The sequence below is a fragment of the Labilibaculum euxinicum genome (assembly GCF_009795715.1).
GTDB lineage: Bacteria > Bacteroidota > Bacteroidia > Bacteroidales > Marinifilaceae > Labilibaculum > Labilibaculum euxinus.
Genome location: NZ_WTCR01000005.1, coordinates 1 through 17,945, shown reverse-complemented (window position 1 = coordinate 17,945; position 17,945 = coordinate 1). Strand labels below are relative to the sequence as shown.

Annotated in this window: 16 protein-coding genes; 4 read left to right on the top strand and 12 right to left on the bottom strand. The window is 36.0% G+C overall.

Annotation, left to right across the window (positions count from 1 at the left end; translation table 11 throughout):
- Positions 1–2 precede the first annotated feature (2 nt).
- The 7 genes from GQR60_RS07460 to GQR60_RS07430 are packed head-to-tail and all read right to left on the bottom strand — an operon-like array spanning position 3 to position 6,676.
- A complete protein-coding gene (locus tag GQR60_RS07460; protein ID WP_124992339.1) occupies positions 3–500 on the bottom strand; it encodes a D-glycero-alpha-D-manno-heptose-1,7-bisphosphate 7-phosphatase in 498 nt (165 codons plus the stop codon).
- A gap of 3 nt (positions 501–503) precedes the next feature.
- Positions 504–1,109, bottom strand: coding sequence for a rhomboid family intramembrane serine protease (locus GQR60_RS07455; protein WP_124992338.1), 606 nt, complete (start codon positions 1,107–1,109; stop codon positions 504–506).
- A gap of 10 nt (positions 1,110–1,119) precedes the next feature.
- The gene (locus GQR60_RS07450) at positions 1,120–3,204 is read right to left on the bottom strand and encodes an OmpA family protein (RefSeq protein WP_124992337.1); all 2,085 of its coding nucleotides are present in this window, start codon (positions 3,202–3,204) and stop codon (positions 1,120–1,122) included.
- Positions 3,205–3,208: 4 nt separating this feature from the next.
- On the bottom strand, positions 3,209–4,162 hold the full coding sequence (locus GQR60_RS07445; RefSeq protein WP_124992336.1) for a PorP/SprF family type IX secretion system membrane protein: 954 nt from the start codon (positions 4,160–4,162) through the stop codon (positions 3,209–3,211).
- A gap of 2 nt (positions 4,163–4,164) precedes the next feature.
- Positions 4,165–4,839 (bottom strand): T9SS type B sorting domain-containing protein, encoded by a 675-nt coding sequence (locus GQR60_RS07440; RefSeq protein WP_124992335.1) that lies wholly within the window; start codon positions 4,837–4,839, stop codon positions 4,165–4,167.
- Positions 4,840–4,892: 53 nt separating this feature from the next.
- Positions 4,893–5,894: a DNA polymerase III subunit delta gene (gene holA, locus GQR60_RS07435; RefSeq protein ID WP_124992334.1), complete on the bottom strand. Its 1,002-nt coding sequence runs from the start codon at positions 5,892–5,894 to the stop codon at positions 4,893–4,895.
- 11 nt (positions 5,895–5,905) lie between these two features.
- The gene (locus tag GQR60_RS07430) at positions 5,906–6,676 is read right to left on the bottom strand and encodes an AMP nucleosidase (protein ID WP_124992333.1); all 771 of its coding nucleotides are present in this window, start codon (positions 6,674–6,676) and stop codon (positions 5,906–5,908) included.
- 63 nt (positions 6,677–6,739) lie between these two features.
- Here GQR60_RS07430 and GQR60_RS07425 point away from each other — a divergent pair, with 63 nt between their 5' ends.
- Positions 6,740–7,204 carry a type I restriction enzyme HsdR N-terminal domain-containing protein gene (locus GQR60_RS07425; protein WP_124992332.1) on the top strand — a complete coding sequence of 155 codons (465 nt, stop codon included), beginning with the start codon at positions 6,740–6,742 and terminating at the stop codon, positions 7,202–7,204.
- On the opposite strand, the gene GQR60_RS07420 is transcribed toward GQR60_RS07425, so the two are convergent.
- The 4 genes from GQR60_RS07420 to recR all read right to left on the bottom strand — a co-directional run bounded on the left by GQR60_RS07420 (position 7,185) and on the right by recR (position 13,164).
- The gene (locus GQR60_RS07420; protein WP_197092567.1) at positions 7,185–7,733 is read right to left on the bottom strand and encodes a GNAT family N-acetyltransferase; all 549 of its coding nucleotides are present in this window, start codon (positions 7,731–7,733) and stop codon (positions 7,185–7,187) included. The genes GQR60_RS07425 and GQR60_RS07420 overlap by 20 nt on opposite strands.
- Positions 7,723–10,698 (bottom strand): PD40 domain-containing protein, encoded by a 2,976-nt coding sequence (locus GQR60_RS07415; RefSeq protein WP_124992331.1) that lies wholly within the window; start codon positions 10,696–10,698, stop codon positions 7,723–7,725. Before GQR60_RS07415 ends, GQR60_RS07420 begins: the two co-directional genes overlap by 11 nt.
- Before the next feature lie 325 nt (positions 10,699–11,023).
- The gene (locus tag GQR60_RS07410; protein WP_124992330.1) at positions 11,024–12,340 is read right to left on the bottom strand and encodes a dihydrolipoamide acetyltransferase family protein; all 1,317 of its coding nucleotides are present in this window, start codon (positions 12,338–12,340) and stop codon (positions 11,024–11,026) included.
- Positions 12,341–12,540: 200 nt separating this feature from the next.
- Positions 12,541–13,164 (bottom strand): recombination mediator RecR, encoded by a 624-nt coding sequence (gene recR, locus GQR60_RS07405; protein WP_124992329.1) that lies wholly within the window; start codon positions 13,162–13,164, stop codon positions 12,541–12,543.
- Between the two features lie 121 nt (positions 13,165–13,285).
- Between recR and GQR60_RS07400 the strand changes: the two genes are divergently transcribed.
- Positions 13,286–14,722, top strand: coding sequence for a sodium:solute symporter (locus GQR60_RS07400; protein WP_124992328.1), 1,437 nt, complete (start codon positions 13,286–13,288; stop codon positions 14,720–14,722).
- Between the two features lie 563 nt (positions 14,723–15,285).
- On the opposite strand, the gene GQR60_RS07395 is transcribed toward GQR60_RS07400, so the two are convergent.
- Entirely contained in the window at positions 15,286–16,029 is a 744-nt protein-coding gene (locus tag GQR60_RS07395) for a DUF6261 family protein (RefSeq protein WP_124992327.1), read from the bottom strand.
- Positions 16,030–16,873: 844 nt separating this feature from the next.
- On the opposite strand from GQR60_RS07395, the gene GQR60_RS07390 reads away from it, so the two are divergent.
- Complete coding sequence (locus tag GQR60_RS07390; RefSeq protein ID WP_124992326.1) at positions 16,874–17,131, top strand: hypothetical protein; 258 nt, start codon at positions 16,874–16,876, stop codon at positions 17,129–17,131.
- Positions 17,128–17,610, top strand: a complete 483-nt coding sequence (locus tag GQR60_RS07385) for a hypothetical protein (RefSeq protein ID WP_124992325.1) — start codon at positions 17,128–17,130, stop codon at positions 17,608–17,610. Before GQR60_RS07390 ends, GQR60_RS07385 begins: the two co-directional genes overlap by 4 nt.
- Positions 17,611–17,945 lie beyond the last annotated feature (335 nt).

The following is a 17,945-nucleotide window of genomic DNA, read 5'->3' as shown; positions in this document are numbered from 1 at the left end:
TTTTATATTTCTCCCTTTACTATCTGATCACAATAAATACTGATATTCTCATTGGATTTAATTTTTATTCCCTTTATTCCGGCAGCTTCTGCAGCCTGAATATCTCTGGGACTATCTCCAATCATATAGGATTTAGAAGCATCAATATTAAAATCGGCAATGGCTTTTTTTATGAAAAAAGGACTTGGTTTCCGGCAATCACATTTTGCTATACTCTCGTGATGAGGGCAGAAGTAAATCTGTTTGATATAGATATTTTTCTTTTCTAAAACAGAAAGTAAATGTTTATGAAGTATCTCCACATCAGATTCAGAATAGATTCCTTTGGCAATACCACCTTGATTTGTTACAATAAATAAAATATATCCGGCTTCCGAAATTTTTTGAAGGGAAGGAATAATGCCTTCATTAATTTTAAAATCTTCGGTTTTGTATATATAATAATGTCCTTCGTCAGAGTTTATTACACCATCACGATCAAGGAAAAGGGCTTTTTGCATGTTCTAAAAATTGAGAATCTGTTGCAAAAATAAGGAGAATAATTGGGGTTTAATAAGGATTGGAAATAGAAATCCGAAAAGAGCTCCGTAGAAATGGGCGCTGTGACCAATATTGTCTAAATTTTTCTTGCTCATATAATACGAATAGTACAAATAGCCTAAGGCAAAAATGATTCCTGGAATCGGAATAAAAAACATGAAATAAATGTTTTCTAAAGGAGCAAAGAAGATAGCCGCAAAAACTACTGCAGAAGTAGCACCCGATGCACCAACAGCATTGTAATGATAATGCTCCCGGTGTTTTTTTAAATCGTAAAGAGTAGAAAATACAATAGCGCCAACATACAACAGAATAAAATAAAGAACCGCTGAAGCCCCAAAATAGTAGTTGAAATAAGTTTCCAGTACTCTTCCAAAGAAAAATAGCACAACCATATTCACCAATAAATGATCCCAATTGGCATGAAGAAAACCATAGGTAAGTATTCGATACCATTGATTTCTTTTAAGTATTTGATAAGCATTAAACTGGTATTTGTACAATAACTCAACCTTTTTAAAGGCTGCGACTGATATCAAAACAGTAATGGCAATTATTATAATGGTCATTGTTTATAGTTTAAAATGCTTCAGTTAGTTTTACGACTAAAGCTGATCTTCCGGAATTGTATCCGGCTGATTTGTATTGAATGCGGTTTGGAGTTATGCCTTTGGAAATAATATATTCGGAGGCTGTTTTTGCTCTTTGTTCGCAAATTATGTTATTCTCTTTTTTCCCTTTATCCTGATTTGTAAATCCATTAATTTCAATGGAAATATGTGGATTTACTTTTAGAAGACCGGCTAAATTATTCAGCTCCATTATTGTATTTTCTTTTAATTCCCACGAACCCTCATCGTACTCTACTCCATATAGTTCCATGTCCTGATTAGTAGAAAATTTTTGAAGTTCGATTTGCTCAAATTTTGCCGATTGATATTTATAATTGTTGATCACTTTGGTGAAATAACCATCTTTTTGGATAATGATATCGTAAGCTTTTGAAGGATCAATTTCTTGTTCAAAATCACCATATTCATCAGTTACACAGAATGAATTACTCTTGTAGGTCTGGTTAATTATCTGAATTGATGCTTCTTCAACAGGATGAGCGGAAAATTGATCTATAATATTCCCTTTGAATTTAACCCAATGGATTGTATCCATAGAAATATTTAATTGTTTGGGAGTTGTTTGTTCGTCGGGAGCAAAATAGAGAATTCGTTTTATTTTGTAGCCGGGTTTACTAACAATTAAACTATAATTTTTACCCTTAAAAATATCAAAAGAAAAAAGTCCGTTTTCATCAGTTAGAGTTGATTTTTCTTTGGATAAATTCTCCATAAGAATAACTTCAACATCTTTCAAAGCACTCTTATTAGTACTGGCAAGTAATCGGCCACGCAGATTTTGTATTTTTTCCGGATTCTGTTTGAACTCAAAAATATCATCACTTCCATTCCTGTTGGAAGAGAAATAACCAACTTCTTTGTTTTTCCTGATCAGATATCCAAAATCATCTTTTGAGGAATTGAAAGGAGGTCCTAAATTAACCGGATATGTCCATTCGTTTTGTTCAAAAATTGATTTAAAAATATCTAAACCGCCGAAACCTATATGACCGTCCGAAGCAAAATATAAATAACCATCTTCGGCAATAAACGGAAACATTTCGTTGCCGTCGGTATTTATGGTAGGACCGCAGTTAATCGGTCTGCTCCAGCTGAATCCATACTTTCGGCAAACATAAATATCTGTGCCTCCGTAGCCACCAGCCATATTCGAAATAAAATAAAGATGTCTTCCGTCGGGGGAAATACTCGGATGCCCCATGGAATAAGTCTGACCTGAAAATTGGAATATTTCAGCCTTATCCCAATCTGTACCGTTGTGTCTTGAAGTGTAAATATTTAATTCCGACTTCCCTTCCAGATTCAAAGTTCCTTTGTTTCGGGTGAAGAAAATAAACTTTTCGTTTGAGCTAAAGCAGGCTGGACCTTCATGATACTTAGTGTTGAAATCATCAGAAAAGGGTTCTGGACTTAAATAATTATCTCCTGATTTTTCTGAAAAATACATGTCCAAAAAGTATTCTCCGCTTCTGCCATCAATTTGCTTGGAAGTATTATTTTTCCGCCCGGAAACAAAAACAAGTCCGTTTTTATAAAATGCCGACGCAAAATCGGACTGGGGAGAATTAATTGAAAGTGATTTTATGGAATACAAATGATCATCTTGTAGTTCCTTAATTAAATTACAGGAAAGAATCAATTTGCTAATGTTACTGTCTTCAGGTTTTAATTCGGCATATTTTTTGAAAAAAACTTTTGCTTTTTCATAGTTGCGAACTCTCTTTAAGAGATTTGCATAATGCAGATAGTCTTCAGCATTGGCTTCCGCGCTGGCTACAATATTTTCCAGTAAATAATTTGCTTCGGTATCTTTTTGTATTTGAAGATAACAATCGGCAAGTTTTCTCTTTATCTTAATGTCTTCAGAATTTTCGAGGTATTTTTCGTAGTAGTAGGTTGCAGCGGCAAACTCTTTGTTATTGTACAAACGATCGCCTTTTTGTACCTGCTGATTCTGAGCTAAGGATGCAGAAACACCCGTAAGAACAAATACAAGAATTAACAGAAAGTGTAAGATTCGACTTCTATTCATATTACTAGAAATATCTTGGTGATGTAATCTGGCTTTTACGTAATGATAAATTGTAATTTAATATTATTTCATGATTTGTATAGCCTTTTGTGGGATAATTTCCGAAAGATTTTTCGTATGAGTACGAAAATCTTAGTTTTTGAGTTAGTTGATAACCGAACAAGCCGGCCCAAGTGCCATCGCTTCTGTAACCAGTACCCACAGAAACACCGCTGTCATGTATAAAATCGAAGTTTACATTTATTAAGTTCGAGGTTTTATGTGAACCAACAAATAAAACCGAAGGAGAGAAATCAATTTCCCGGTTAATTGGCAGGGTAACCCCGGCACTTAAATAATAGAAAAGGGATTTAGAATCAAAACTCACATTATTCGATATTCCTTCCGTTGAGGGTTGATCGTTCGAAAGTAATCTTGGAACCGAAAGGCTGAAATAGTACTGGGGTGTGTAGTAGTAAAAGCCCAGACCAAAATTAGGAACCCAGGTCGATATGTTATTATCAGGAATTATTGCATCATTAGGACTGCTTGGGTTTGGATCATAAAAAGTCAGATCAGTCCAATTAATTTGTTTATTAATGAACCCAGCCTGCAATCCCATTGATAATTTTCCTTCACGGTTGATTTGAATTTGATAGGCATAATTTAAAAAGACTGCAATATCCGATTGAATTCCAAATTTGTTGTGGTAAGCAACAGCTCCTAAACCCGAATTGGTGTAGTTTATAGGAGCCTGAAAAGAAACCATTGCGGTTTCCGGCGATCCTTCGACACCTACCCATTGGTTTCGGTAGGCGAGAACAGCCTCCATAAATCCGGTGTTACCTGCATAAGCAGGATTGTAAAAAAGACGGTTGTATTTATGATTTGAAAAGCGGATTTCTTCCTGAGCCTGTAAGTTTACAGAACACAAAAGAACAAATACAGAGAGAATAGAGGATTTTATTATGTAGTTCATTATCAGTACTTAATAACAATATATCCACTTTTCACATACTCTTTGTCTTTAATAATCAATTTAAAGAAATAGGTGCCTTTGGGAAGTTTATCCCCCGGGCCTAATTTAACGCCGGCCTTATTGTAGCCACCATCCCAGGCATCATCATTCGAATAATTTCGTTTTTCAAAAACCTTTGTTCCCCATCTGGAAAATACGATAAATTCATTTTCAGGATAGTTCTCTATTCCTTTAATGAAAAATTTCTCATTGGTTCCATCATTGTTGGGTGTGAAGGAGGATGGGATCAAAAGTTCAACTTGATTTGGATCCACAGCATTTACGATAACTAAAGCTTTACTGCACTTTTTATTTTCGTTACAAATTTGATAACGGATTGTATCAGTGCCATATGAATTTTCATAAGGATAGTAAATCATTAAAGTGTTATTCTCTATCAAATGCATTTTCCCATATTGGTCTGTTTGATTTAAGATTGAAATCTCAAGTTCATCAACATTAGAAAATTTGTCATTTTGTAAAAAATCAACTTCAATATATATCACTTCGTTTGCTACGCTTTTATTGGTTATTGAAACCGTATCGTTTTGTGCAACAGGAGTAATTTGTCCAAAACTTACTGAGAAGTTTAGGCAAATGAGTATTGAAAGCAGGCAAATGGGTAAATAAAATCTCATAGTTGGGATTTATGTACAACTTAATTTTTTGTGACTGTTTTTTAATCAAATTTCTAATGAAGAATTTTAAAGATTAATTCCTTTAATAAATCTCCATGCTTCGTACTTACATCTCCAATTCCTTTCGATTTAAGATCATATTCCCGCAGCAGTGCAATTATAGATACTAGTTTTTTCGGGTTATAATTTTTCGCTGCCAGTTTATAGTCTTTTACAAAATAAGGATTAATTTGTAAAGTAGACGCTACCATTTTATCATTGGTTTTATTTTTGATAAAATAATACTTTAAAACTTTTGAGAAATACGAGTGTAATAAGGCAATGGTTACAACCATTGGATTGTTTTTTTCATTTGTAGCGAAATAGTTTATGATTTGATTGGCTTTAAAAACGTCTTTTTTGCCTAATGCATTTTGTAATTCAAAGTTGTTAAAATCTTTAGATATCCCAATATTTTTTTCAATATCGCCTGGCGATATTGTTTTAGCTTCCGTGGTATTTATTGTTAATTTATCAATCGCGTTGGTAATTTTACCTAAATCGTTGCCTAAAAATTCGGCAAGTAAAAAGCACGCTTTTGAATCAATTTGATATCCTTGTTTACTGGTGTAATTTTTTATCCAATCGGGAACTTGATTTTCATAAATTTTTTTTGATTCAAATAAGATTCCGTTCTTGGCAACCTCTTTTGTAAAGCTTTTTCTTTTATCTAAAGATTTATATTTGTAATTAATTACCAGTATTGTTGAATGCAATGGATTTTGAATGTAGGACAGAAGTTGATCAATGTTTTTTATGTTTTGAGCTTCCCGAACCACAACCAATTGTTTTTCGGCCATCATTGGAAATCTTCGGGCCGTTGTTACTATGGTTCCAATATCTGTATCTTTACCATACAATATTGTTTGATTAAAATCTTTATCAGATTCATTCAGTGCATTTTCAATAATGTAATCAGTAATTTGATCGATAAAAAAACTTTCTTCTCCCATCAAAAAATAAACCGGAGCGTATTCTTTCTTTTTTAAGCTTTTAAGGATGTCCTCAAATGTCATAAGTGTTTGTGTTAGAAGCGTAAGTGTTTTACAGATTGCTTATTGTGCATGATTTCTTTTAAGGATTCAATACCAATACGGATATGTTCTTCTACAAAATTAAGTGTCACACTGGCATCACTTTCATCTGTCTTTATTCCATCAGAAATCATTGGTTGATCAGAAACTAAAAGCAAAGCTCCTGTGGGAATTCCATTATAAAAGCCGACGGTAAATATTGTTGCTGTTTCCATATCAATTGCCATGGCTCTGGTTTTTGACAGATATTTCTTGAAACGTTCATCGTATTCCCATACCCGCTTGTTGGTCGTGAATACTGTTCCTGTATAATAGTCTCTGTTTCGATCTGAAATGACCTGAGAAACTGCTCTTTGAAGACTAAATGCTGGTAGAGAAGGGACTTCTGCCGGCAGGTAATCATTAGAGGTTCCTTCGCTTCGAATTGCTGCAATTGGCAGGATTAGGTCGCCAAGTTTATTTTTACGCTTTAAACCACCGCATTTGCCTAAAAAAAGAACTCCTTTGGGTTTAACTGCGCTAAGTAAATCTAAAATGGTTGCCGCATTCGGACTCCCCATACCAAAATTAATTATGGTAATATTTTCGGCCGATGCATTTGGCATTGCTTTGTCTTCGCCTAGAATTTCAACATTGTGCCATTCAGCGAACAGCTCAACATAGTGATTAAAATTAGTTAGAAGTATATATGGACTAAAATCAGCGAGTTCTCTGCCGGTATATCTGGTTAACCAGTTTTTTACAATTTCCTCTTTTGTTTTCATGTAGGTTTGGTCATTAAATATCAGGAATAATCTTCTACCTTTACAGGCTGTTAGAGCAATTTTATGGAAAACTTAAATTTACCAACTTATTCCTTTAAAATAAAATCTGAACTGCAAAGAAAACTAATTTTTGACAGTATTCGAAAGAAGTATGTGGTATTGACTCCGGAAGAGTGGGTCAGGCAGAATTTCATTCAGTATTTGGTGAATGAAAAGAGGTATCCGGGATCTTTAATTGCAATTGAAAAGAAAGTGGATGTTAATCTTCTTCCTCAACGAAGCGATATTGTTTTGTACAATAACAATGCACAACCTGTTATGATTGTTGAATGCAAATCGGTTAAGGTGAAGATAACTCAGGATGTCTTCAATCAAATTGCACGTTACAATATGAAACTGAGAGTTCCCTTTTTGGTTGTTACCAATGGTTTACAGCATTATTGCTGCCAAATGGATTATGGTAAAAAGAGTTTTAAATTCATTCCTGAGATTCCTGTTTATGAAAGTATTAAGGATTTGCAGGATTAATTTTTTGTAAGCTGTATTCATCCATCCATCCGTTTTTCGAACGGATCCAATCTTTTTTATTCCCAATAATTTCAAATCCTTGTTTGGTAAACAAGCGAAGGCTGACTTCATTGGACGCTGTAATATTGCAGTACAGCTGATGAACCTGTAAAATACTAAATGCATAATTACATAAGATCTGTAATGCTTCCGAAGCAAATCCCTTGTTCTTGTTTTCTGTGTCATTTATTAAGATCCCAATCCCTGCTCTTTGGTGAAATGGATCAAAATCAAAAATATCTATTAAGCCTATCGGTGTATTTGTTTCAATTAATTCAATAACCAAGCGGAGTTGTTTGGTCTCAAAAATATCGAGATGCGACGATTCCAGATATTGTTTTAGAATAAAAATTGAAAATGGTTTTAAGGTATGACTGACTTCCCAAATAGTAGAATCATTCTCCCATTTGTAGAGAAGTTTTAAATCGGTTGGTTCAAGAGCCCGTAATCGAATACTTTTGCCTTCAAGGATTTGCATTTTAGTGTTCATTATACCATTTAATTTCCCTTGTGAAAGCATCAAGATAACCTTTTTTCGTCACTGAGGAAAGTCTGCTTTTGGCTTTTTCCAATGATGAATATTTCTGAAAAGTATATCTGGATAAGCCATCGTTTCCCTTGTAAATTTGAAGGCTGTCAGTTCCTAAGTTGTTAAAGTAAGACAGAGGTCTGGCGTTTCGAAGCGCCATTACCTGAATCGTGTAGAAGTTATCTGTTTCATCAGTATTGAAATTCAATACATGTTCTCCCGAAAGAGATTTTCTTACAAAAGCATCCCAGTAGCCTCTTTTTAAAACATATCCTAAATCATTAACAGCTGCACCTTTACTTTGATATGTCCGATAGGTATAGCGGTACAATCCATTCACATCAGAGAAAACAGTAACATTCTCCAAATCAGCAAAGAAAGATAAGGGTTTAGGATTTCGAAGCGCCATTACCTGAATGGTGTAGGTGTCTTTTTCGGAATATTTCATTCCGGAATACAGCAATTGATCGTTGATTACCGTACGAACAAATGCATCCCAATAGCCCATTCGAATCAATCTGTTCATTTCGGTGATGGCTTCCTGATACGATGTGTATTTTTTATAGGTATATCGGGTATAGCCATCGCCTCCGCGGAAAGCTTTTACATTATCCAGATTATCAAAAAAGTCTGTTTCAACGTATAGTTTCAGCGCCATTATCTGAATGGTGTAATAAGTTTCTCCGCCGGTTTGTTCTTTAATTAAATTATCGTTCGATAAAATTTTGATTTTCGAAGCTGTGAATCCCTTAGAAACAATATCCTTTTGAGCTTTAGCAGCTTTCTTATAGTCTTTGAACTTACCGTAGGTGTAGTGGTATTTTTTGTCCGGACCAATAGTCTCTTTCACACCATCAAGGGTTTCAAAAAGTTCTGGTTGCGGAGAATTAAAATTCCCTAAATCCAACGTGAATGCTAAATCACCGGAATTTAATACCTCAACTTTTGAATCTTGAGCGTTAATAATTGACTGTTTAATTAATTCATCCTTCGCCTCAATATTAATATTTTCAGGTTTTTTTGTTGGCTCGTTTTTTTTCATTTTCGGTATTGTTACCGGATTTTTTATCGGAGTCAGATTTTTACCGGGAAGAATCGTGGTACTACCAGATTCGTCTTTTGCACTTACTATATCCTTTTTAATTTCTGCCGGTACAACAGAATCAATTTTAATTTCTTCATTCACACTGATTGTATCGCCGGTAACTTCAGGAGTAATGAACTTTTTATCTTCAGGAATAGAATCTTTGCCAGGAGGAAGTGAACCAATATCTCTTAGTTTACTTTCATCCAAATCGATCAGTTCCAAAGTGTTTGGATAGTCCGGTTCGTCCTTGGTTCTCAATGTTAACGGAAGCAGTGTAATAACACTGTGATTTTCTTTGTTCGCAAATTCGGGTGGAATATTTAAAACGGTACGTAGGGTTCTGTACCCTTCAGCTACAATTTCTATATCGTATTTTTTACCGGCATCAACAATAAACAGGAATTTACCCGTTGCAGCATTTGGTGTATAAATTCCGATTACATTTCCATCTTTACTTACTGTGATTTTAGAATTTATAACTACGTCGCCGCTCGAATTGATAACTTTTCCTTTTAGTACAAATAGTCCCGCTGTATTTTCGTCAGGAGTTTTGATTAAAAAGATGTCTGTTCTTCCTAAACTCCCTTTTCTGTAGGAAGCAAAATACGCTCTTTTACCATCGGGTGTTGGAGTGTAATAAATATCATCGTCTGTTGAATTAATTGGGTAACCGACATTAACCGGTGCAGTCCAGCGACCTTTGATGTTTACACTTTTGAAAATATCCAATCCACCCATTGTTTTATGTCCGGCAGAACTAAAATATAAGGTTTTTCCATCGGGGTGAATGAAGGGAGCATCATCATCATATTCGGTATTGATAGCAGGACCAAGATTTTTTGCACGTCCCCATTTGCCGTTCGGAAGTTTGGTAACGGTGTAAACATCCATGCCGCCAAATCCGCCCGGACGATTGCTGGAAAAGAATATTGTTCTGTTATCAGCAGAAATTGAAATATGACTTTCCTTGCTTGATGAGTTAATAACAGGAGCTAGTTTTTCAGGTTCGCTCCACTTAGTGCCATTCAACCTGCTTCTATAAATATCTCCGCCTTCGGACTCCCGGCTGTTAACATAGCCGGCTTTGTAAATATAAAGTTCCTGCCCATCAGCCGAAATGGAGATGGAAGCATCGTGGTCGATGGTATTTAGCTTTGCGATCCCCACCGGATCCGACCAAATTCCATTTATGCGGTGAGAGATATAGATATCTTCGAAATATTGACCGTCCGAATCAATTTTGCTTCCGGTACCGTTTCTCCTGGAAGTGAAAACCATGGTGCTTTCATCAGCAGTAACTCCCGGACTGTGTTCAGAAAATTCGGTGTTTATTTTATTTCCCAGATTGATGATGGAGATGTTTACCGGATTCTTCATCAATTCAATACCATTTTTACACATTTGAATATTGCGCTGAATATCATTTCGAAAGGATGTATTCTGAGGTGAAATAATCTGTAGTAAATCCTTGTAAACTTTTAGAGCTTCTTTAAATTGGTAATTGGCATGATATGCTTTAGCTAAATTGAAGTATACATCCATTGAAACATTGTTTTTTGAGCTGGTGTATTGAATAGCTTTTTCCAACAGGTCAACAGATTTTTCTTTTTCTGATACAATGTTCAGATAGCACAATCCTAGTTTGAAATTTAAATCAGCATTTCGGGAGGATTCATTGAGTAACTCTTTGTAAATGAGTGCTGCTTTTGAATAGTTTCGATTGTTCAGAAATTTTTCTGCGATTTGATATTGCCTTTTCGACTTAATTTTTTGCTGTTTAGGAGAAGCAAAAAGAGAGTGAGAGTTAGTTATCCCTATTAAAATAGAGATAAGAACCATAAAAAAAACCTTTAGTGCAAAAGGTGTCTTTTTGTTCAGTTTATGGGCTGTTGAACAGTTTATATGGTTTAAATTAATTAACAATAACTAAATATAGTAGATAAGGGTCAAACTCCAATAGCAAATGTAATAAAAAAGCAGAATTGTTAATAAAAACTTATAACTTTCTCTGCCATTTTTAAATTTTTGCTAAAGTAATCATTGCTTCACATTTATACTGTACAAAATAAATAATTTTGTTTGATGTTTTGAGTAATAGCCAAAGAATAGGTATAAAAAAGCCATTGAAGAAGATTCAATGGCTTTTTTCTCTGTTTTATTGATACTAAACCGTTCTTTTTGTGTCGAAATTTTCTAAGTTCTCAGCAATTCTTTTCAGAAACATACCTCCAAGAGCTCCATCAACAACTCTGTGGTCATACGAGAGTGACAACACCATAATTTGGCGGATACCAATTGTATCTCCATGAGGAGTTTCAATTACCGCAGGTTTCTTTTTTATGGCGCCAACCGCTAAAATGGCTACTTCGGGTTGGTTAATAATTGGAGTTCCAGTTGTACTGCCAAATGCACCAAGGTTGGTGATGGTAAACGTACTGCCTTTTATTTCGTCGGGTTGCAGTTTGTTGTTTCTTGCCCGCTCTGCCAGGTCATTCACTTTTGTTGTAATACCTATCAGATTTAATTCATCGGTTGCTTTAATAACCGGAACAATTAAGTTGCCGCTCGGAAGAGCCGTTGCCATTCCGATATTGATGTATTTTTTACGAATAATCCGATCACCGTCAACAGAAACATTAACCATGGGATAATCTTTTAAAGCACTGGTAACCGCTTCAACAAAAATAGGAGTGAAGGTTAATTTTTGATTTTCTTTTTTCAGAAATTCATCTTTCACTTTATTTCTCCAATTTACCAAACCGGTAACATCTACATCAATAAAGGAAGTAACGTGAGGAGAGGTCTGTTTTGAACTGAGCATGTACTGGGCAATGAGTTTACGCATGCGATCCATTTCAATGATCTCAACATTTTCGCCTTCGTAGCTTTTGTGAGCAGTAACAGCAACGGAACCCGAACTAATTGGAGCAACAATTGGTTCTGCAGGAATAATTTTGGTTGGTTGCGATTTTTTATCTTCCAGATATTGAAGAATATCTCTTTTAGTGATTCTGCCGGCTTCTCCTGTACCTGGAATTTGGTTTAATTCATCGGTAGTGATATTTTCAGTTCTGGCAATTGTTCTCACCAATGGAGAAATAAAAGTGCCGCCTTCGGTTTTACTGCTGATTTGAGGAGCTATTGTTTCTAGAAGAACAGGTGCCGCAAAATCTTCTGATATTGGTTCCTGTTCTTTCTGTACAGGGCTTTCTTCTGTATTTTCAGTATCTGCTTCTTCTCCTTCGGTTGCAATAATGGCAACCACATCACCCACTTGAGGAGTGTCACCTTCATTGAAAAGGAATTTTACGATTTTACCTGCTTTCGGAGCCGGGATTTCTGAATCGACTTTATCGGTAGCAATTTCCATGATGGAATCTTCTTCCTCAACAAAATCACCAACTTTTTTAAGGAATTGAGTAATTGTTGCTTCTGTGATTCCTTCACCCATTGCGGGAATCAGGATTTCTATTTTAGCCATGTTCGTGTTGTGTTTTTTTTGATTGTGTTTATTTAGTCTAAATACTACACGAAATTAATAAAATTACAGAAACGGACAAATACATCCGAAAAGGGATTGTTGCAAGTAACAAGGATTAAGTAAAAAGTTACAAGTTTCAAGTAATAAGTATTCAATAATCTTGTTCTTGAATTACGGAACTCCGAAGTTTGCTTAACTGCTTACTGTAAATTTTGATCGAAAAGGGTTCTGTGTAATATTGATCTTCCCAATGTAATTTCATCGGTATACTCCAACTCATCGCCAATGGAAACACCTCGTGCAATGGTTGTTATTGGTACTTTAAATTTGTTCAGTTTTTTATAAAGGTAAAAGTTGGTTGTATCTCCTTCCATGGTGGTGCTTAAAGCTAAAATAATTTCCTTTGCCTTGCCTTCGCTTACTTTCTGAATTAATGGTTCAATTTTCAGATCACTGGGCCCAATTCCATCCATAGGGGAAATGATTCCACCCAATACATGGTAAATTCCATTGAATTGCTGTGTTCTTTCAATTGACATTACATCGCGGATGCTTTCTACCACGCAAATGGTTTCATGATCGCGCTTTGGGTTGGCACAAATGTCGCACAAAGAAGTGTCGGAGATGTTGAAGCAGGAATTGCAATGCTTAATTTCGTTGCGCAATTGGATGATGGATGAACCGAAAAGATTTACATCTTCCTTGGGTTGGTTTAGTAAATGCAAAACAAGGCGCAATGCCGTTTTTCTTCCTATACCGGGAAGTTTTGAAAACTCAGCAACAGCATTCTCAAGAAGCTTGGAAGGGAAATTGGTGTAACTCATTTTTACGATCGATTCTTTAGTCTACTCCAAAAGTAACAATTTAGAATGGAATTTAAACCTGAGAGGTTTTCGAAACCTCTTAGGTTTGTGTATTTTTGATCTGCATTTTAAAATTCAGCCTGTGTCACCAGTTTCTATTCTGCTAGTTGTTGTTGGGTATTTTTCCCTTCTGTTAGTTATATCATATTTTACAGGCCGTAAGGCCGATAACAAAGGATTCTTTGTTGGCAACAAACAATCGCCTTGGTATGTGGTGGCGTTTGGTATGGTGGGAGCATCACTTTCCGGCGTTACTTTCATCTCGGTTCCGGGTTGGGTCAAGTCCATCGATTTTACCTACATGCAGATGGTGTTTGGTTACATGCTGGGGTATGTAGTTGTGGCAAATATTCTGCTGCCGCTTTATTACAAGTTAAATCTCACTTCAATTTATTCCTATTTGGACGGTCGGTTTGGTAAAAATTCCTACAAAACCGGAGCCTCTTTCTTTTTACTATCCAGAACCATTGGAGCTTCGTTTCGATTGTTTTTAATGGCAAATGTGTTGCAGATTACAGTTTTTGATGCCTGGAATGTACCGTTTTTTGTAACTGTTTCAATTACCATATTGCTGATTTGGCTGTACACCTTTAAGGGAGGAATAAAAACAATTGTCTGGACAGACACACTTCAAACTCTTTTTATGCTTTTGGCGGTAGGCATTAGTATTTACCTGATAATGGATCAGCTGAATATGGATATTACCGGTTTAGCCAATACCATCAGCGAAAGCGATTATTCAAGAGTGTTTGAGTTTGGAGACTGGCAAAGCAAGCAGAACTTTTTTAAACAATTCTTTACCGGAGCTTTCATTACCATTGTAATGACAGGATTGGATCAGGACATGATGCAGAAAAACCTGAGTTGTAAAAATCTGGGCGAAGCCAAAAAGAACATGTATTGGTATGGCTTTGCTTTTATTCCGGCAAACTTATTGTTTCTGATTTTGGGTGCTTTACTGCTGATTTTTGCCCAACACCAAGGCATTGCAATTCCTGAAAGGGGAGATGATCTGTTCCCGATATTGGCAACGCAGCATTTGGGGCCAGTGGTTAGCTTGTTCTTTTTAATTGGGCTGATGGCTGCTGCTTATTCGAGCGCCGATTCGGCACTAACATCACTAACCACATCTTTTACGGTTGATATTTTAGGTGCTGACGAAAATGATGAGGCGCAGACCAAAAAGTTAAGATTTAGATCGCATCTGTTGTTTTCCCTGTTGCTGCTTGTTGTGATATTGATATTTCGTGCCATTAACGACGATTCGGTAATTGCCGCCATTTTCACCATTGCCGGCTACACCTACGGTCCTTTGTTGGGATTGTATGCATTTGGCTTGTTTACCAAACTGAAAGTGAAAGATCATTTAGTACCTGTTGTTGCCATTTTATCACCGATCATCTGTTACATCCTAAAAGATAATTCGATGGATTGGTTTGGAATTGCCATCGGGTTTGAGTTGCTGATGATTAACGGGGCGTTAACCTTTCTGGGATTGTGGTTGGTGCGTAGTAAATAATTTATTTTTCTCTGTTGCCCCAGCTAAAGCAGGGGACAAGGATTGATATAGCAACCTCATCCTAATCCTTCTCCTTTAGGAGCTACTCTTTAATACACAAATATTCGCTTTCCCAGTCAATAGTTTGATTATAAACATAAGCACTCCTCTGTTCTTCGAACATCTCCCCTTAAAATGGGAAAATCGTTCACAAACAGAATCTTCCCTTTTTGAGGGTACCGTAACGAAGTGAAGATCGTGAACGCAATTTGAAATAATATTGTGAACAAAGTGCCGATAGGCGAAAGGGTGTTAATTCTTGATATGATCCTTTTTATACATCTTGTTGCTCTTGATTTTTTCAACCAACAAGATGTGTATAAAAAGTAGCTCCTGAAGGAGAAGAGAAGACAGCTTCGTGTTTTTAAACTCCCTCGCCTTTTAGGAGAGGGTCGGGGTGAGGTTTTTAAGATTACTGTCAAGCATATTTTGCCTCGGGTTTTAACCCGGGGATTTTGAATGCCACAAAAAAAAGGAACAGATTAAACCGTTCCTTCTTTCCCTTTAGTCCAAATAATAGTTCGTTATTCTGTAATGTTCAGCTCAGGTTCGGCGGTGGTATTTCGGGTTTTGCGTGCGCGGGCCTTGGTATTAATGCTTTCGATGTGCTGGGCAATTACACTGTTAATTGCAGCGTACTTTTCAGGAAGAGCAACCGCCATGCTATCCAGATAAGCAGTTAGCTGCTCGTTAATAATTTTACGGATTACATTTTTTTGAGTCGATGCAGGAGTCACCTTTTCTAAACCGGCAACAGATTGTTGGAATTCTACAAAAGTACTTCTGAAATCTTCCGAAGCAGCCGTAAAAGCGTCAAATCGGTGTGGAACACCAGCCAGCATCTCTAAAGACGGACGAACATCAGGATGATTGATATTTTCGATTAATGATTTTGTTAAGGCCATCTGACTTTCGTAGCTCTGGCGGTGCAGATTCAGATTGTTCGAATCGAAAATACTCCAAATGCGCTGTGCCTTTTCGGCGATGTCTTTTTCGGGCGCATAGGTATTTGCCCAAATAAATTGCTTGGTGCAGATAAACAATTGGTCTGCAATCTCATCTTTTTCATGAAGGATTTTTGGCTGCGTACCACTCTTCGAGAAACGAATCGATTTCGTAAAAATCACATTTTCGGTGCCCAGATTTGTAAGAATGGAGCTTAAAGCCATATCTGCACTCCAATCGCCTTTCGAAAAAGCAATTAAAAGATTAGTTGCAACCGTACTTATTTCGGACGTGTTGCAGTAATGAAAAATTTTTTGGTTCATAATATTCAAGTTTTAATTCGATTTTGGACTAAACGAGGCTTAATTTAGAAAAATATTGATAAACAATAAGTGTAATTGGTTAATTAATTTATGCTAAGTGCCTATTTTTAAACTTGGCAGGTTTGACACTTTATTTATTTTGCATTAATTTCTATCTTGTGAGATTTTTGTCATTTTTAATGTAAAACAGATCTGTTTACCATGAACGACTCGTTTGATGAGGCTGTTTGCATGATTTCTCTTCCCACAGTCCCCTTTGCAGTCTAATAATTCATTTTTTTTAAGACAAATAAGCACTTCCGACATCCGGTGCGTGCAAATTTAACAGTTGAAAAGATGATCAACGGGACTGTTTGCCCCAATTTTGTGTTAATAAAGTGATTCTATACGCGAAAAACAGCAGTTTGCCTCTCGTTTTTGCCTTTGCAGATGAGGTTTTTACCCATTCTGCCTCTCAAATCTGTTTTACACATGCGAAAAACAGCTTGTTGCCCCTCAAATTTAACACTGCAATGTTGTTGAAGGCCAATTTTGCCTTCAATTTGCTGCCAACAGCCTTGTCGAACAGCTTTTCTGCACCTGAGTTTTGCAGTGCAGAGGTATTTAGTGGTAAAAGAGAACGGCTATTTTGAATTTGGACGAGGAAGCGAGAATTTAAGCTATTACAAATAGAGTGCGATTGTGCATTGTTGGATTTTGTTTGCAAAGAGGTTTGTGGTGGAGAATGTGTGTGGATAAGTTTTTGTGTTTTGATTATTTAGGGGTGGGTTGGGTGAATATAATTTGGTAGATTTGGGATTGATTAAATAAAAATATCAGACTGTAGGAATTAAACTTTAAAACAATGCGAAAATTAATAATTGAAGAGCAACTGAATAAGTTGAAAACTGCTAATTCAATATTGGAAATTGACAAAATATTAGATGAAATAGTACCTTTTCTTAAGGCTGCAGGTATTACTTTGCCTGAGCTGATGATGTATGTGAAGATGAATAGCTCGGAATATGAGACTAGATCACAGGATCATAGGGAAACTATTTCAAATTCAAATAAGGCTCAATTAGTACTTGATCGGTTAAGAAAAAAAATGAACAATAAATGAAACTAGAAATAATTAATGCAGTATCTGGTTCTATTAATACCTTAGTAGGTATTGGTATTTTGTTAGTTGCGTATGTGCAATTAAAGAAAGTAAAAGAACAACTTAAAAATCTTTCTGATAATCAAAGGAATAGTACTTTAATGACTGTGCTAGAGTTAGAGAGTGAGATGTATCGAAGAAAGGAAGCATTTGATAATATTTCATTTGAAATAAGATCCTTGGGGGAGGATGAAGGAAATCCATCAGAAAAGCAATTAGAAATATTTCAAGATAGGTTTAATGTATCTTTGGAAAACTATTTGAACTCTTTAGATCGTTTAAGTTATTGCATAATCTATAAATATCTCTCGGATCGTGATTGGAAAACGGAATATCGGGATTTAATTTTCGATGTTGTTGATAGTTATGAAAGTAAATATGGAACAAGTTCAAGGTTTCGTAATACTAAAGAATTGTATGAAAGATGGAAAAAAGAGTAAAAACAACAATTTCATATATAGCTTTAGCTGGGGCATCCTCCGCTGGTGCGCGATTGTATCGCGTTCTTTACTATTTATAAAGTTAGTACCACACGATACAATCGTGCGGTAGAGGTGTAGCTGTCATGTTGAGCTTGTCGAAACATCTCCTATTAATGAATGGATTCTTCGGCTCCGCTCAGAATGACAATGATTTGGTCTTTTTCCTTTGTCCCCTGCTTCAGCCGGGGCATTAAAAACACATCTCTTCCATAGACCTCATCCTATCCTTCTCCTAAAGGAGAAGAGAAAACAGCTTCGTTTTTTTTTGAAAAGGATTGTCAAAACTCCCTCGC

Coding starts and splice junctions, on each gene's coding strand:
- GQR60_RS07460 (WP_124992339.1), bottom strand. CDS start 500: ATGCAAAAAGCCCTTTTCCTTGATCGTGATGGTGTAATAAACTCTGAC.
- GQR60_RS07455 (WP_124992338.1), bottom strand. CDS start 1,109: ATGACCATTATAATAATTGCCATTACTGTTTTGATATCAGTCGCAGCC.
- GQR60_RS07450 (WP_124992337.1), bottom strand. CDS start 3,204: ATGAATAGAAGTCGAATCTTACACTTTCTGTTAATTCTTGTATTTGTT.
- GQR60_RS07445 (WP_124992336.1), bottom strand. CDS start 4,162: ATGAACTACATAATAAAATCCTCTATTCTCTCTGTATTTGTTCTTTTG.
- GQR60_RS07440 (WP_124992335.1), bottom strand. CDS start 4,839: ATGAGATTTTATTTACCCATTTGCCTGCTTTCAATACTCATTTGCCTA.
- holA (WP_124992334.1), bottom strand. CDS start 5,894: ATGACATTTGAGGACATCCTTAAAAGCTTAAAAAAGAAAGAATACGCT.
- GQR60_RS07430 (WP_124992333.1), bottom strand. CDS start 6,676: ATGAAAACAAAAGAGGAAATTGTAAAAAACTGGTTAACCAGATATACC.
- GQR60_RS07425 (WP_124992332.1), top strand. CDS start 6,740: ATGGAAAACTTAAATTTACCAACTTATTCCTTTAAAATAAAATCTGAA.
- GQR60_RS07420 (WP_197092567.1), bottom strand. CDS start 7,733: ATGAACACTAAAATGCAAATCCTTGAAGGCAAAAGTATTCGATTACGG.
- GQR60_RS07415 (WP_124992331.1), bottom strand. CDS start 10,698: ATGGTTCTTATCTCTATTTTAATAGGGATAACTAACTCTCACTCTCTT.
- GQR60_RS07410 (WP_124992330.1), bottom strand. CDS start 12,340: ATGGCTAAAATAGAAATCCTGATTCCCGCAATGGGTGAAGGAATCACA.
- recR (WP_124992329.1), bottom strand. CDS start 13,164: ATGAGTTACACCAATTTCCCTTCCAAGCTTCTTGAGAATGCTGTTGCT.
- GQR60_RS07395 (WP_124992327.1), bottom strand. CDS start 16,029: ATGAACCAAAAAATTTTTCATTACTGCAACACGTCCGAAATAAGTACG.
- GQR60_RS07390 (WP_124992326.1), top strand. CDS start 16,874: ATGCGAAAATTAATAATTGAAGAGCAACTGAATAAGTTGAAAACTGCT.
- GQR60_RS07385 (WP_124992325.1), top strand. CDS start 17,128: ATGAAACTAGAAATAATTAATGCAGTATCTGGTTCTATTAATACCTTA.